General features: G+C 47.2%; 10 protein-coding genes, 1 tRNA gene and 1 other RNA gene. All 12 read left to right on the top strand.

The genetic code is table 11. From position 1 onward, the window contains the following. Positions 1 to 458: 458 nt before the first annotated feature. The 12 genes from D081_RS11240 (at position 459) to D081_RS11185 (ending at position 15,427) form a co-directional block, all read left to right on the top strand. Positions 459 to 7,643: a hypothetical protein gene (locus tag D081_RS11240; protein WP_085024266.1), complete on the top strand. Its 7,185-nt coding sequence runs from the start codon at positions 459 to 461 to the stop codon at positions 7,641 to 7,643. Positions 7,644 to 7,752: 109 nt separating this feature from the next. Beyond that, positions 7,753 to 8,196, top strand: a complete 444-nt coding sequence (locus D081_RS11235) for a hypothetical protein (protein ID WP_085024265.1) — start codon at positions 7,753 to 7,755, stop codon at positions 8,194 to 8,196. Positions 8,197 to 8,353: 157 nt separating this feature from the next. Beyond that, complete coding sequence (locus D081_RS11230; RefSeq protein WP_085024264.1) at positions 8,354 to 8,641, top strand: hypothetical protein; 288 nt, start codon at positions 8,354 to 8,356, stop codon at positions 8,639 to 8,641. 296 nt (positions 8,642 to 8,937) lie between these two features. After that, positions 8,938 to 10,332 (top strand): aspartate ammonia-lyase, encoded by a 1,395-nt coding sequence (locus D081_RS11225; protein ID WP_085024263.1) that lies wholly within the window; start codon positions 8,938 to 8,940, stop codon positions 10,330 to 10,332. Between the two features lie 213 nt (positions 10,333 to 10,545). After that, complete coding sequence (locus D081_RS11220) at positions 10,546 to 10,932, top strand: response regulator (protein WP_085024262.1); 387 nt, start codon at positions 10,546 to 10,548, stop codon at positions 10,930 to 10,932. Next, on the top strand, positions 10,922 to 11,770 hold the full coding sequence (locus D081_RS11215) for a chemotaxis protein CheX (RefSeq protein WP_143272203.1): 849 nt from the start codon (positions 10,922 to 10,924) through the stop codon (positions 11,768 to 11,770). The genes D081_RS11220 and D081_RS11215 overlap by 11 nt, the downstream gene beginning before the upstream one ends. Before the next feature lie 159 nt (positions 11,771 to 11,929). After that, positions 11,930 to 12,019: transfer RNA gene (locus tag D081_RS11210), tRNA-Ser, on the top strand. A gap of 45 nt (positions 12,020 to 12,064) precedes the next feature. Beyond that, positions 12,065 to 12,164: signal recognition particle sRNA small type (gene ffs, locus D081_RS11205), an RNA gene on the top strand. A 235-nt stretch (positions 12,165 to 12,399) separates the two neighbouring features. Then, positions 12,400 to 14,121 (top strand): DNA polymerase III subunit gamma/tau, encoded by a 1,722-nt coding sequence (gene dnaX, locus D081_RS11200; protein WP_085024260.1) that lies wholly within the window; start codon positions 12,400 to 12,402, stop codon positions 14,119 to 14,121. Between the two features lie 91 nt (positions 14,122 to 14,212). Further along, positions 14,213 to 14,548, top strand: coding sequence for a YbaB/EbfC family nucleoid-associated protein (locus D081_RS11195; RefSeq protein WP_085024259.1), 336 nt, complete (start codon positions 14,213 to 14,215; stop codon positions 14,546 to 14,548). Between the two features lie 3 nt (positions 14,549 to 14,551). Continuing rightward, on the top strand, positions 14,552 to 15,148 hold the full coding sequence (recR, locus tag D081_RS11190; protein WP_085024258.1) for a recombination mediator RecR: 597 nt from the start codon (positions 14,552 to 14,554) through the stop codon (positions 15,146 to 15,148). Positions 15,149 to 15,205: 57 nt separating this feature from the next. Further along, on the top strand, positions 15,206 to 15,427 hold the full coding sequence (locus D081_RS11185; protein ID WP_143272202.1) for a pro-sigmaK processing inhibitor BofA family protein: 222 nt from the start codon (positions 15,206 to 15,208) through the stop codon (positions 15,425 to 15,427). The last annotated feature ends 305 nt before the right edge of the window (positions 15,428 to 15,732 follow it).

The following is a 15,732-nucleotide window of genomic DNA, read 5'->3' as shown; positions in this document are numbered from 1 at the left end:
AAATGATAACTTATTCAGATGGAGTTTTGACTCCAACTGAATTTAGTTGAATTTTACCCAGGGCGTTACTGGTGCTTAACTCCCACCTAAGAAGAAGGAGTCTTAGCACCAGTTAGCATCGGATAATTATGTATAATAGTTATTAACTTTGCAGGATTTTTGTTTTCAATGTCGAAGATGTACAAAAATAAGTGTATTTTAAAATTACCCGAAGGGAGTGACAGGGCATGAAAGCGCAGAAGCTATTGACAACCAACGTGCAGGGCGGTTTTTTTGTGCCTGAGTCTGTCCTCGCGGGGGGGGTAACTGTTCAACTCCAGTAGACACTTATCAACAAGTATATAACTATGTAAATAAGCCTTCTCTCAGGAGGCTGGTGAGCCCTTGCGGCTTGCCGGCGGCCTGAGGGGAGGCTTTTTGTGTTTTTGAGCGGTAAATAGCCCAGGGAGGGGAGTAATATGAAAAGCAAGAAAAGCAAGCAGGAATTGACCCGTCTTATCATGGCGGCACTTATATTGGGCGGCGGGAGCCTTTTTGGGCCTGTGGCCGAGGCAGATCCTACAGAGAAAGAAATAGGTCCTTTACAGGGCCCGAGCGATTTTACTTCGGATACATGGTGTAACACTGGAACGTATACTCATAATACGATTGAGCATTATATTTTTTATGCGGTTAGTGATGCATATAAAATAAAGTATAACTCTAGTATGATAGCCTGGAATAGCTATGAGCTTGCTGGTGGATTCTCCAATAACCCGTCTGAGGGTGTTTCCAATCGGCAAATTTGGATTGCCGGCGGCAACGCCAAAGTGTATATGGTTTATGGAGGACTTGCAAGAGGATTATATTCAAATGTCACCAAAAATAGTCTTTCCATGACAGCCGGCACAGCGGATTATGTTTTTGGTGGCTATAGTTTATATGGTATTGCTGGTGATGAGAATAATTCGAATAATGGAAACACCGTGTCCATCACCGGCGGTAAAGTAAACTTCGATGTATATGGTGGCTGCGGTTATACATCAAGTGCTTTCAATAACAAAATTACAATTTCAGGAAGCTCTGCTCAAATTAATGGTAAAATCTATGGTGGATTTGGTCAAGTCGATGCTAAGAAAAATAGAGTGACAATATCGAATGGTACTATTAAGCCGGCTTCGTCTGGATCGTTTCAGTATATATATGGTGGATATGCTGAGACAGGAGATGCTACTGGCAATGAGGTAATATTATCAGGTGGTACATTTGATACGGATTACACTGAAGTTATTGCTGGGAACGCTCAGACTAATGGTAAGACAGCTACAGGCAATAGTGTAACCCTTAACGGAACAATAAATATTGCCCAGATTTTTGGAGGCAGGGTTGGTGGTACACAAACAATTTACACCAACAATACTCTTAATTTAGGGAAAAATGCCCAAAATAATGTTGTAAAATATAATGTTGCCGGTTTTGACAAGATTGCCACTGCCAGCGATTTTGCCTTTTCAAAGGACAGAACAGTACTCACAGCTGGTACAATAGGTGGTGGAGATAAGGTTACACTGGATATTCACGGTTCATCTAATCTTCTTGGTGATACTGACATTTCCCATTATGGTACCATGACACTGCTTTCGGCTACAAATGGTGGTCTGGGAAGTATAAAGCTAAATTACAACAATACGGCTGCTGATATCAAAGCATATACCTCAAAAGATGTTAAATCCACTAATATCACCAATGATACGGCGTCAACTACTGTCAGATTAGATGGCACCCGTACACATACCGTAGCGAATAGCGGAACTGCAATCACGTACACTATTGCCAATAACATTTCTAAGGTGACTTTTGGTAATGTTACGTGGGGAACAACCCCGAGGACATTGACTGCCAATCAATACAAATTTGGTTCAGGTACTACCATAGATAAAACCAATCTTGCCTTCACCAATCCAGAGGATGTCAGCGGCAGCATGACGCTGTTGGCTAATGCTACGGGCATGACAGCTTTGGACCCTATCAGCCATACACAATATTTTACAAAGACTGTTAATGGAGCAACTCTCAGTGCAATCCTTAGTGGTAATATTACGCGGTCGGCCGATACAATTGGCTATACTGCCACTGGTAAGTCAATTAATAGTATAAATCTTGCAGCTTGGGAAGGCACGGCGGGTACTCCTACTCTTACTGGCTGGACGAAAAAAGCAGATGGTACATCAGTAGAGGGGGCTTTTACTAAACCTCAACTAGATCCGGGTGATTCCATAGATATTCTTACTGCAAATACAGACCTGTTCAGTAATGCTAACATTGACGCTTCAATCAAATATACAAATGCTGGCACCTTCGATGATACGGTCAATGGGGTTACTCTGAGCGGCAACAGAGCTGGCGGTGTAAAGGCCGAGGACAGCGGCAAAAAGCTGACTTATTATGCTGAAAAGTTTGATGTGAATACTGTTTCCTTGGGAGATATGAAATGGGATACCCCACGGGAAGCCACCTCAGCCTATGACTTCGCTGGAGTAACAAATATCAACGCTTCTGGTCTGACCCTTACGGGGACAGCAACAGCACCTGATGCGTCTACTAATCTTATTACTGGTGCCAAGAATCTTTCTGGTACAGTGGGGATAACCCAGCCAACCAATGCCAGCGTGGCGGCGGAATTTACCGACACCAATGGTGTTGCCTATAAAGGTACTGGTACGGGTACAGTAGGGGTATCTGGCACTGATGTAAAATGTACCATTACTGGCGGTACCATTAGCAGCATGAACCTTAATGGCTGGACGGGTACGCAAAATATGAACCTTCCTACCAGCTGGACAGGCACCAACATAGCGGTGGAGACAGGGAATTTTGCTTCTCTGGCGGAAGATAAAACCCTCTTTAACAACTTGGGGGCAAACACTTTCGGCACCGTATCCGGGTCCAAGGCTTACAAAAGCGGTGAGCGGATTACTGACGATACCCAAAATGGCGTGACTCTGGCAGGAAATAAAACTGGCGGTATTAAGACGGAAGACAGCGGCGCAACCTTGAAATACTATGCCGAGTCCATGTCCGTAGATGCCATCACCCTGGGTGAAATGAAATGGGGCACTGGCCGCAACATTACAGGCACAGGCTATACATTCAATAATGTCGGAAACAATGGCGTAGATGCCTCGGGGCTGACATTCACCTTTACAGGGGATAAGGTAAATACCATTAATGTTAATGATGCTGAGGCTACTTGGGAATTGCTCACCGGTGCCAATGGACTGCAGGAGGGTCTTACAGTAAAGGGCTCCCAAGTAAGCCAGAAGGTTAGCTATGGCATAGATAAAGCAGCTACTCTCTCCGGTACTTTGACCGGTACAGTAAGCACATTAGGCAATGCAGTTCAATATAAACTAAACAAAAAGACACTGGACAGCGTGGATATCTCCAAGTGGGACGGTTCCACCACTACTGGTGCCGTGGATGCCAGCTGGTCGAAACTGGACGGTGGCATTACCGTTACTGGCAGCGGCTTTAATACTCCTATAGAGATAAATGATTATAACATCCTGACCGCTGGTTCAGACTTCTTTAGTGATGCCAAAATTGACAGCTCTATTGCTTATCAGCCAAGCGGCACTTACAGCGAAACTGAGAAAAATATCACCATATCCGGCAAGCAGGCCAAGGGCGTGAAGGCCAGCAGTGACGGTACGGCTCTCCAGTATAGCGTAGGAGCGGCCTACATAGACACTATCGGGCTGGGCAAGGTCACCTATAACAAGGGTGCAGTGCTGGTGGATAAGCACGAGGCCATGTACAACTTCTCCAATGTAAAGACTCTGGATAAATCCGGCTTTGGTGTAACCATGACCGATGACCAGAAAAAGACGGCAGCTGCCAATGATTCCATGACACTGGTGAAGGCCAATAATACTTTGAATAATATTGGGGCCCAGGATACCGGCAAGCTGAATTACACCTACACAGCCAATCCGGGTCTGACTGTCAAGGGCGCAGTGACGGGCAATGTGTCTGCCACTGGCGGCAATGTACTCTACACAGTATCCTCCAACAAGGCCTCTGACCTTAACGTTGGCAAGCTGGGCTGGAACAGCACCTATGCCCGTCCAAATACAGAAATCGCTTATAGTGATGCCTTTGTAAATGCAGAAAATGTATTCTTTACAGGGGTAAGCACTCTCAACAAGGGTGATACCATGAAGCTGGTATCCAACTTTGGTGACAGCGTCAACAAGACCCGTGCGGGCATCTTTACCCTGGACAACGGCAAGACCGGCAAGGGCCATGCTTATTGGGACAGTGCTACGAAGAGCCTGATGTATGTGGTTGACCGCGGCGTTGATGAGCAGGTGGCACCTGTGGAGGCCGTGAAGGTTGAGACCACAATAGACGGCGAAAATCCTCATAAGGGCGATGTTCCGGGCGGCAAGGCCGAAGGTGACGGCGAGGCCAAGGATAATGAAACCAAGGTTAAAAACTCCCATATCCAGAAGAACGATGACGGCACCGGCGGTGATGCCAACGGTGGTACCAGTGAGAACGGCAATGCCAACAAGAACAAGCTGAATGTGGAAGACAGTGAAATAGACGGTGATGCCAACGGTGGCCAGAGCGATACCGGCAACACCGAGGAAAACGAGGTCATTATCAAGAGAGGTACAATCCACGGCACCGTAACCGGTGGTGAAACCCTCGGTGGCCATGGCGGCTCCAAGGGCAACACGACCACGCTGGAAGACAGCACAGTGGATGGTGATGTGAACGGCGGCAAGACTGGTGGCAGCGGCAATACCGAAGAAAACCACGTGATCCTGACTGGCAGTAAGATCGGCGGCGATGTGAACGGTGGCCACTCCGGTGGCAGCGGCGGCTCCAAGGGCAATGAGACCACGTTGGATGGCACTGAAGTCGGCGGCGATGTAAACGGCGGCAAGACTGATGGCGGCGGCAATACCGAAGAAAACCACGTGATCCTGACTGGCAGTAAGATCGGCGGCGATGTGAACGGTGGCCACTCCGGTGGCAGCGGCGGCTCCAAGGGCAATGAGACCACGTTGGATGGCACTGAAGTCGGCGGCGATGTAAACGGCGGCAAGACCGATGGCGACGGTGAAACCAAGGAAAACAAGGTTGACATCAAGAACGGCAGCAAGATTGGTGGTAACGTAACTGGCGGCCGTTCCGGCGGCAACGGCGACTCCACAGACAATGAAACCACTGTAGAAGGCAAGAGCCAGGTAGATGGTGACGTAACCGGCGGCCAGAGTGAAAAGGGCAATGCCAACAAGAACGAAACCACCGTTACTGAAGGCAGCAAGGTGGGCGGTGATGTTACCGGTGGTAAGTCCAACGGTGACGGCACTTCCAACGAAAACAAGACTACTGTATCCGGCGGCAGCGAGATAGGCGGCAACGTAGTTGGCGGCCATAGCAAGAATGGCGATACCAACCAGAATGAAACCACTGTAACTGGCGGCAGCAAGGTAGAGAAGGATGTAATCGGCGGCTGGAACGAGGGCAAGGGCACTTCCAATGAAAACAAGGCAACTGTTGATGGAAGTACTGTAGGCGGTTCCGTGGTCGGCGGCCAGAGTGAAAGCGGTACTTCTGTACAGAATACTGTTAATGTTACCAACAGCAATGTTGGTGGCAGCGTAATGGGTGGTTACAGCAAGGAAGGTGCTGTTTCCACCAATGAGGCAACTGTATCCGGCGGCAGTGTAGGCGGCAGCGTATACGGCGGCAAGACCGATGGCACCGGTGTGGCAGCCTCCAACAATGTAACCCTTGACGGCAATGTGGCAGTGAAGGGTGCGGTTTATGGCGGCTACAGTGAGAACGGCACTGCTGACGGCAATATTGTTACCGTAAAGAAAGCAGCCATTGATGACTATGTATACGGCGGCAAGAGCAAGATCCGCTCCTCCAATGACCTGGTATACTTCCATGAAGGTACTGTTCTTGGTATTATCGGCGGTGGCTGTGACGAGGCATTAAACAACAGCGTTTCCCTCTTGAAGGGTGACGTAACTGAGCACGTTATCGGCGGCTTTGCCACCACCACGGCTACTGGCAATACGGTAACCTTGACCGGTGGTACGGTAAATGGCAGCGTTATTGGCGGCTATGGCGGAACCTCTACAGCCAACAACAACACCGTAAATCTTGGCGGTGGCACCGTAAAGGGTAATACCATTACTTCTGCAACCCTGGGCGTTACCATTGATGGCGGCGTATATGGTGGTTACAGCGTAAGCGGCACTACCCAGAACAATACAGTTAATCTCTTTGGTACCGCAGATGTTTCCGCCACTGGCCTTTTAGGCGGCAATCTGCAGTACAACGGCAATACACTGAATATTGGTTATAACAATACCCCATGGACCGGCGGCGACCAGCTGGTAAAGAATATCTCCAACTTTGAGGCCATGGACTTCTCCGTGGTTCCTTGGAGCAAGAGCAAGTCTGCGGTTACCATTACTGATGGTACTGCCAGCGACCTGTCAAATACCACTGTAAGCGCCAACAAGGTGACCTTCACCGGGGTCAAGGTAGTGGCCAAGGATGATACCATGACCCTTCTTGATCAGACCACAGTGACCAACAAGGCAACCAAGGTCAATGAGGATTCCGACTTTACCATTGGTATAGCAGTAGAGGGAACCGGTAAGGTGGCCCTTGATGAAAAGGGCAATGTGGTTTACAACGTAAAAGACGTAAGGGCCACTGAGCAGACCCATAACGTTCTGATGGGTGCAGAGGCTACCATGACGGTTCTCAATGTTGGTAATGACTACATCGGCGCAGCTACTGACGGGCTGGCATTGCCTGTTAATACCGGCACTGACGGCGTGGCTTCCTTTGCCAAGCTGGGTGGCGGCAAGCTGACCCAGGAAACCGGCAGCCATATTGATGTAAGTACCTGGAATGCAATTCTGGCAGTGGGCCACAAGAACGTGAAGAAGCAGTCCTCCTTTGAGTATGGTGCCTTCTTCGAGTATGGAAACGGCAACTATACTACCTTCAATGATGCTACTCAGCCTGGCGACGGCAGCACCCGCTATACCGGCGGTGGCCTCCTGGCCAAGTGGTATACTCCTAAGGGCCTCTATGTGGAGGGCAGCCTCCGTGCCGGTACAGTTCATGAGGATGCCCACAATCTCCTGCGGGATAACATGAACAATGCCTACAGCTACAACACCGACACTAACTATTTCGGCTTCCATGTTGGTGTGGGCAGGGAGCTGAAGCTGGATAAGAACAGCTCTTTGGATGTTTATGCCAAGTATTTCTACAACCGCAGAAATGGTACAGACTTTACGGTGGCTGGTGCTGATTACAGCCTTGATGCCGTTACCAGCAGTCTGGTACGGATAGGGACACGCTACACCGAGAGGAATGACCGGTGGAACTTCTACGGCGGTCTGGCTTATGAGTATGAGATGGACGGTAAGGCCACTGGCCGTGTAAACGGTCTCAGCATTCGTGGTGCTGATATTGGCGGCGGCAGAGTCCGCGGTGAAATCGGAACCTTTATGCGTCCGAGTGCTGACAACCCATGGGGAGTAGACCTCAATCTCACCTGCTTCGTCGGCAAGAAGCAGGGGGTAATGGGCAGCGTTAGTGTAGCCTATACCTTCTAAAAGTTCATCTAATATTAAAGTAAGTAAAAGAATAGTACAAATAGTAAGAAAATCCGCTTGTCGGTCTAAAAAATTGACAGGCGGATTTCTTACGGGGAAGGAGTTTTTTATGAATACCAAAGCAAAAGTTTTTAAAAAGTATCTGAAGGAGAAGGAGGTTACGGTATTTCAGGTGGAGGAAGTACCTGATGACGAGCAGAATACGGTGACCTTCCAATCCCACATTCAGGTGGAGGGACAGCAGCTTCCTCTCATGGTTATATTGGATGACTCGGCATTTACCGTGATAAGGGTTTTGATTCTTAACAACGCTCTGAAACAGGATAAGGATGTACAGCTTCTTTATATGACCAATACCCAGAACATGAACTACAAGCCCTTCAAGCTGTTTTATGATCGCAACGGCGCATTGATTATGGATGTGTGCATGACGACCATCGGCGACAAGGAGAAGGATTTTGCAACTCTGGGTGATGAAATTTACGGAATGTTTAATTTAATCATAAAGTTTTTGGAAGCAAACTACAGACAATGGATGAAGGAAATCTGGTGATTTCTAAAGCTGCTGCATAGCTGTATGCGGCAGTTTTTTTATTCCCAATTCGGGACCTTTCACCCACTCCTATAACTCCTAATCCACGACATAATGAGGTTGTAAGATGAAGTGCAGCTTCAATGTCGAATATCAATTATGTTAGGAGGAATATAAGATGGAGCCGGTCTATAACATTCAGCAGCTTTATATGGAAGTAGTGGATGAAATGTTTGGCGGAAGCTACGGTGGAATTGAATTTGTGGAATGGACACCAAAACCTTGTAAAGGATATTTTGGGGTTTATCACAGCGGGGGCAGGATATTCATAAATTCACTGCTAAATTCCCCAAGTGTTCCAAGAGAAGTAGTAAAATTCATCATCTATCATGAGCTGTTGCATCGTGATAATCTATACCATAAGCAGAGGGCCGTGGGTTCGACTCCCGCCATTCGCACCAGATGAAAGCAAGCCCCATGCGACTTCGCGAGATGTCGCATGGGGCTTTTTGTGTGCAGAATATCATTTGAATCATATTTGGACCCATATTTTGCTCCCTATGTAAAGTAACTTGCTTATTAATGTTTGAAGTTATATTTGTCTTAAATAGGAGATGATTCCTATTATGCAAAAATTGACAGAATTTTTTGCAAAATCTCTTGCAATTTGCATAATAAGGTGCTATTCTCAAATCAAGGAGTTTTGTATACAAAATACAAAAACGCGAACGACAAAAAACAAAGTAAAAGGGAGAGAAGAAAATGAGAAAAGAACACGACTTCTTAGGCGAATTGGAAGTTCCAGATGACGTATACTATGGTGTACAGACCTTACGTGCCATTGAGAATTTTAAGATTACTGGGCAGCGGGTAGACAGTGATTTTGTTCAGTCCATGGCAAAGGTTAAGAAGGCTACTGTACTGGCTAATCTGTCCACTGGCCGTATGCCGGAGAAGATTGGTAAGGCTCTTATTGCCGCTGCTGACGAGATTATCGCAGGAAAGCTGTTGGATCAGTTCCCTGTAGATCCTATTCAGGGCGGTGCAGGTACTTCCTTTAACATGAACATGAACGAGGTTCTTTGTAACCGTGCCTTGGAGATGACCGGCGAAGCCAAGGGCCGCTATGACATCATTTCTCCAAACAATCATGGTAATATGGCACAGTCCACCAATGATACATTCCCAACTGCAATTAAGGTTTGCCTCAACCATAAGGGCAAGACTTTGATTAAGTCTCTGAACCGTCTGGTTGATGAGCTGGAGAAGAAGGGTGAGGAGTACAAGGACATTGTAAAGATGGGCCGTACTCACCTGCAGGATGCTGTTCCAATTACCCTTGGCCAGGAAATGTATTCCTATGCATCTTCCATCCGTCGTGGTATTGACCGCATTCAGCATGCCCTTGATACCATTCACTATGTAAACATGGGTGGTACTGCTGTTGGTACCGGTCTGAACGCAGAGCCTCAGTACATTATTAATGTTGCCAAGTCTCTTAGTGAGGTTACCGGCGAGACCTACAAGACTGCTGAGAACATGATTGATGCCACCAACAACACTGATGGCTTCGCAGATGTTTCCTCTGCACTGAAGAACACTGCGCTTGTTATCATCAAGATGTGTAACGATTTCCGTATGATGGCTTCTGGCCCTCGCTGCGGTTACTATGAGCTGAAGCTGCCAATGCGTCAGCCTGGTTCTTCCATTATGCCTGGTAAGGTAAACCCTGTTATTGCCGAGGTTCTGAACCAGACCTGCTATCAGGTTATCGGCAATGATTTGGCTGTTACCTTCGGTGTAGAGAATGGCCAGTTTGAGCTGAATGTTATGGAGCCGGTTATGGCCTTCAATATGTTCAATTCCATGAACTATCTGACCAATGCTATTGATGGCTTCGTTGATAAGCTCCTGTTGAAGCTGGAGCCAAACAAGGAGCAGTGCCAGATGTGGATTGACAGAAGTGTTGGTATCGTAACTGCATTGCTGCCTCATATCGGTTATGAAAATTCCGCTATGCTGGCCAAGGAAGCATACACTACCGGCCGTCCTATCAGAGAAGTAATTTTGGAAAAGGGTATGCTCACCAAGGAGCAGGTAGAAAAGATTTTGGCACCTGCTGCCATGACTACTCCTGGTATTGCCGGCAAGGACTAAGCAGAACATTAACTTTCAATAAACACAATTCCTTTTTAAGGGCAGCTCTCCAATCGGGGAGCTGTCTTTGCGTTGGAAAAATAAATGATAAAAATTGACTTATTTTATAAGGAATTCAGCAGGAATATTTCTTAAAACATAGAATTTTATAAAATGACTTAAACTAATCAATTATGGTATAATCTACATATATGGGAAAGGGAGGTGGCATAATTGGCTGATAAGTTAAAAATCCTTATTACTGATGATTCCAAACTGCTTAGAAAGAAGCTTCGCGCAGAGCTGGAACAGCTGGGATGTGAGGTTATTGAGGCAGAGAATGGTAAGGAAGCCATTATGAAGGATCTTCAGGAGCAGCCCGATGGTGTTATCCTTGACATCGTTATGCCTGAGGTTGGAGGTATTGAGGCCCTCCAGGTTATAAAAGAGGTAAATCCTGACATTCCTATTATCATGCTTTCTTCTGCTGGAACATCCCAGAAGCTGAAGGAAACTCTGGAACTGGGAGCCTTGGATTTCATTCAGAAGCCGTATACTTCAGATCAGATTAAACAGGCTGTTGAGAGAATCCGCAGAAAGGTTGAGGAGAATGGGAAATAGATACTTTTCGCAGTATTTGTTAAATGCCGGTGTTTTGGAATCCAGCAATATCGGTCATGTAATGCCCAAATCAGCCAACGCTATTCCTCAGCTGCATGTTTTGGCTGTCCAAAAGGGTCTGTTGACAGAGGCACAGGTGGATGAATTGGCGGGTGAAGAAGATGCTGCCAAGGCATTGACGGACAAGGGCTTTTTGTCAGAGGACCAGATAGTATCCTTAAAAATTGAGAATCCAGATCAGGCGGCCAATATCGCCCAGGTCCTGCTGGATGAAAAGCTGGCGGATATAAAAACTATTAATCGGTGTTTCAGGGAATGCGATTCGGATGACGTTCATCCTGTGGTTGATGCCGTAAAGAAAATTGTCAGCTCCTATGAGGATCTGAATCCTGTAGGTGAGGTTTACGGCAAATATGCAGAGATGTTTGTTGGTGCCTTGCAGCGCTTCATGGATACCGATGCAGTTGTGCTTACGGATCCGGCTGAACCGGTTATAGAGGATTCTATCATTGTTTCTCAAACTATGGGCGGTGCGCTTTCAGTGTCTGCTGCCATTTTGTGCAACGACAAGGCCTTCCTGGAAATGGCAAGGCGTTACAGTAATGAAAGCTTTACCGCGATTGATGAGATGGCGGAGGATAGCCTGGCAGAGTTTGCAAATGTTATAAATGGTCTGTATATCGTGGAACAGTCCGGGCAGGATGTGGACATGGATCTGGATATGCCGAAGATCGGTCGTAATGTTTGTCCTGCAGCAAGCAGTCTGGTGGCTATGCGTATTGTCACAGAATTTGGTTCCTTTGTGCTGTATTTGGCAGAGGATGAATTCATGTATTAAGGTGAAAATTATAGGAGAGAGTAAGGGCTTTTCTATATGTAAAAGTCCCTTACTTTTTTTGCAAAAAAATGTTGACAAGAGAGTTTTTGTTTGTTAAACTATGTCTTGTCGTGATGAGCCGACAGCAACTGAATAGTTTTTTTACTTATTCAAACAAGTGGAGAGTTGTCCGAGTGGTTGAAGGAGCACGCCTGGAAAGCGTGTGTACGGGTTACTGTACCGAGAGTTCGAATCTCTCACTCTCCGCCATTTTTATACCTTGAAATAGCGGTCTTTCTAAGATTGGACCGCAGTGTCTTGGTCTCGCGCAAGGCAGCCTCATGAACCTCGTCAGGTCCGGAAGGAAGCAGCGATAAGTGAATCGTTGTCTGTGCCGTGAGGTAGCCTGGGTACTGTGGCCCAATGTTGGAAAGACTTTACCTTACCTTTTGGTAGGGCTTTTTTTATGCCTAAAAATAGGCAAGTATCCGATGCTAACGGTTGCTAAGGCTCTTTCCTTTTAGGCGGGAGCTAAGCAACCGTAAAGCCCTGGGTAAAATTCAACTAAATTCAGGTGGAGCTAAACCTCCATCTGAATAAGTTAGCATTTTATGGTATAATGTTTCTGTATGTGTAGGAGGTGCAGGGATATGGCTTATATGGCCTTGTATAGAAAATGGCGTCCTGATAATTTCGCCAATCTGGTGGGACAGGACCACGTGAGCCGGACTTTGGCAAATGCCATAACCAGCGGCAGGATAGGACATGCATATTTGTTCACCGGCCCGCGGGGCACCGGCAAAACAAGTACGGCAAAGATTCTGGCCAAGGCACTTAACTGTGAGCAGGGGCCTACTATTAATCCCTGTAATCAGTGTGAGGCCTGCCGGCGGATAAATTCCGGCAATTCCATGGATGTGTTTGAAATTGATGCTGCTTCAAATCGCGGTATTGAGGACATTCGGGATTTACGGGAAAATGTAAAATTTGCACCGGTTAACGGCCGGTATAAGGTATATATTATCGATGAGGTCCACATGCTGACCCAGGATGCTTTTAATGCATTGCTGAAGACCTTGGAGGAGCCGCCTGAGCATGTGGTATTCATAATGGCCACCACTGAGGTCCACAAGGTGCTGCCCACAATTCAGTCTCGCTGTCAACGCTATGACTTTAAGCGCATTACAGTGGATGATATATTTAATCGTCTGAAGACGGTTGTGGCTGATATGGATATTGAGGCGGAGGATGAGGCCCTGCGGATGATTGCTGTCAAGGCTGATGGTGGCATGCGTGATGCCTTAAGTATTCTTGATCAGTGCATTGCCCTGTCGGAGAAAAGCCTTACTATAGACCGGGTACAGCAGCTTCTTGGGCTGGTGGGCAAGGAATGGTTGGACAAGCTGGTGACAGGCCTGCAATCAAGAGATGCAGCCCAGGTTCTCACCATGGTGGATGAAATCATAAGGGCCGGAAAGGATCTGCAGCAGGTTCTTGGAGAGCTGGGCATGCATTTTCGAGGACTGATGATATTCAAGGCTGCTGGTCTGGTGGATGGCGTGGATTATTACAGCCAGGAAAATGACCAGATTAAAAAGCAGGCGGCGGGATTTACCCAGGAGGAAATTGTCTGGATGATTCGCCGCATTCATGAGGCGGCCAACGAGGTTAAGTGGTCACCACAGCCGCGGATTGCCGTAGAGGCGGCCTTGCTGGAGCTTTGCCAGCGGGATGTATTGATGAAGGCTGCAGCTTCCGGTGAGACAGTGGTCAGCCATCAGCCGGTGGAGGACAGCCGCATTGCCCAGCTGGAGGCTAAACTGGCCCATGTGATGGGACTTCTGAAAAACGGTGTTCCGGCGGCGGGGGGCAACGGGGCAACTGCAAGCCCGGATGCTGGTCCTGCTGTTGCAAAGACGGCCGCAGTACAGGCCAAGCCGATACAGGTGGCGGCCAATATCACCGGCGATGGTATGGAGCTTTGGCAGAAGACTTTGGAGCACTTGCGGGTTACTGGCAAGGATCAGGTTCTGGCCTGCATTCAGAATTGTACCTTTATGGGGATAAACAGCTCCCAGTTTGTTCTGGGTACACCTAAAGGAGTAATTAAGGGCTTGTTGGAGCGGCTTTATCGGAAAAATATCGAGGAGGCCTTCAATACGGTCAGCGGTATGAATCTCAGCCTGTTTTGTCAGGAGGTGGCCAACGTGCCGGAGCCTGACCCTGGGGCAGGGGATATTCAGGAGGATGTGCCTCCGCCAACGGATGATGACTTTGGCATCAGCGAGCTGGAGGATGAGGCCAAGGAACGGCTGGACAAGGCGGTAGATGTCTTCGGTGACGGCTTTGTACATCCGGAGGAGCTGGAGTAGATTTTGAATTTGACGCATAATCTATATTTTGATAGCATTAGCGTATGATATTTACAAATTAAATTTCGATTTTTTAAGGAGGAAATAGATAATGTTTGGTGGTATGGGTGGCATGAACAACATGAACGGCATGATGAAGAAGGTGCAGAAGCTCCAGAAGCAGATGGCCGAAATGCAGGAGCAGCTGAAGCAGAAGACCATAGATGTTACTGCTGGTGGCGGTGCCGTAAAGGTTACCATGAACGGTGAAAAGGTAGTAAAGGGTATTGTAATTGACCCGGCAGCAGTTGATCCTGAGGATGTAGAGATGCTTCAGGACCTGTTGGCAGCAGCATTCAACGAGGCTTCCAAGAAGGTTGACGATATGATGGCCAGCGAGATGGGCAAGCTCACTGGTGGTCTTGGTCTGCCTCCGGGAATGTTTTAATCCATGCAGTATATAGCACCCTTGGCTGAATTAATAGAGCATTTCCGTGCCCTGCCGGGCATTGGAAACAAGACAGCCGTGCGCCTGGCGTACCATGTTCTTGACATGGATATGGAAAAGGCAAAAGGTTTGGCTGGAGCTATTATGCGGGCCAAGGAAAAAATCGGTTATTGCAAGGTCTGTTTTAATTTAAGCGATGAGGATCCGTGCCGTATATGTAAATCCGAATCCAGGGACCATTCGGTTATCTGTGTGGTGGAGCAGCCTCAGGATGTGGCGGCTATGGAAAGGATGCGGGATTTCAAGGGAGTTTATCACGTACTTCATGGGGCGTTATCGCCACTGGAGGGAGTTGGCCCCGAGAATATCAGAATCAAGGAGCTCATAAATAGACTGCAGGACGACCGGGTGAAGGAAATAATCATGGCGACAAATCCAAATGTGGAGGGAGAGGCTACGGCTATGTACATAGCCAAGCTCCTGAAGCCAATTGGGGTCAAGGTGACCCGGATTGCTCACGGCTTGCCGGTGGGCGGCGATTTGGAATACGCCGATGAGGTTACTCTTTCCAGAGCAATGGAAAACAGAATTGAATTGTAATTTTTGATTGCAGGCTGGCGGATGTCAGCCTGCAACGTGTTATTAAGGAGCAAAAATATGCTGACATTTATTGGATTTGTTGCATTGGCAATATGTGTATATATCATTGGCAAGCTCATTGCGTTGCCCTTTAAGATTATCAAGAACATTGTGATAGGCCTTATTGTTGGCTCCGCTGCAATTTGGGTGGTTAATCTCTTTGGAATGGGCATAGAAATGAATGTGGTTAATGCCCTGATTGCCAGTGTGGTAGTTTACATAATTTCATCAATTATTTAATTTTTTGCAAATATTTGTTGACATCAGAATAAAAAGCGTGTAATATAGGACAAGTCGTCACCAGTAACGCAGAGATGGACAGTGAAGGTAACGACCCCATGTATAACTTAATACATAAGGCTGAATTAGAGCTTTGAAAATAAAAATAAAAGTTCTTGACATCACCTTGTGAAAAAGATATACTAAACGAGTCGCCTCACGAAGCCAAGGCTTCTGATGCGAGAGTGTTCTTTGAAAACTAAACAATGCAATAAGGAATCATGCACACATGATTCAAGCCAGATGATGGTACTACTTTTTATAGA

The sequence above is a fragment of the Anaerovibrio sp. JC8 genome (assembly GCF_002100115.1).
In the GTDB taxonomy this organism is placed as follows: Bacteria; Bacillota; Negativicutes; order Selenomonadales; family Selenomonadaceae; genus Anaerovibrio.
This window is presented reverse-complemented; position numbering and strand designations above follow the sequence as displayed.

Excerpts from the sequence above, each read along its gene's own strand:
- D081_RS11240 (WP_085024266.1), top strand. The coding sequence starts at position 459 with ATGAAAAGCAAGAAAAGCAAGCAGGAATTGACCCGTCTTATCATGGCG.
- D081_RS11235 (WP_085024265.1), top strand. The coding sequence starts at position 7,753 with ATGAATACCAAAGCAAAAGTTTTTAAAAAGTATCTGAAGGAGAAGGAG.
- D081_RS11230 (WP_085024264.1), top strand. The coding sequence starts at position 8,354 with ATGGAGCCGGTCTATAACATTCAGCAGCTTTATATGGAAGTAGTGGAT.
- D081_RS11225 (WP_085024263.1), top strand. The coding sequence starts at position 8,938 with ATGAGAAAAGAACACGACTTCTTAGGCGAATTGGAAGTTCCAGATGAC.
- D081_RS11215 (WP_143272203.1), top strand. The coding sequence starts at position 10,922 with ATGGGAAATAGATACTTTTCGCAGTATTTGTTAAATGCCGGTGTTTTG.
- dnaX (WP_085024260.1), top strand. The coding sequence starts at position 12,400 with ATGGCTTATATGGCCTTGTATAGAAAATGGCGTCCTGATAATTTCGCC.
- D081_RS11195 (WP_085024259.1), top strand. The coding sequence starts at position 14,213 with ATGTTTGGTGGTATGGGTGGCATGAACAACATGAACGGCATGATGAAG.
- recR (WP_085024258.1), top strand. The coding sequence starts at position 14,552 with ATGCAGTATATAGCACCCTTGGCTGAATTAATAGAGCATTTCCGTGCC.
- D081_RS11185 (WP_143272202.1), top strand. The coding sequence starts at position 15,206 with ATGCTGACATTTATTGGATTTGTTGCATTGGCAATATGTGTATATATC.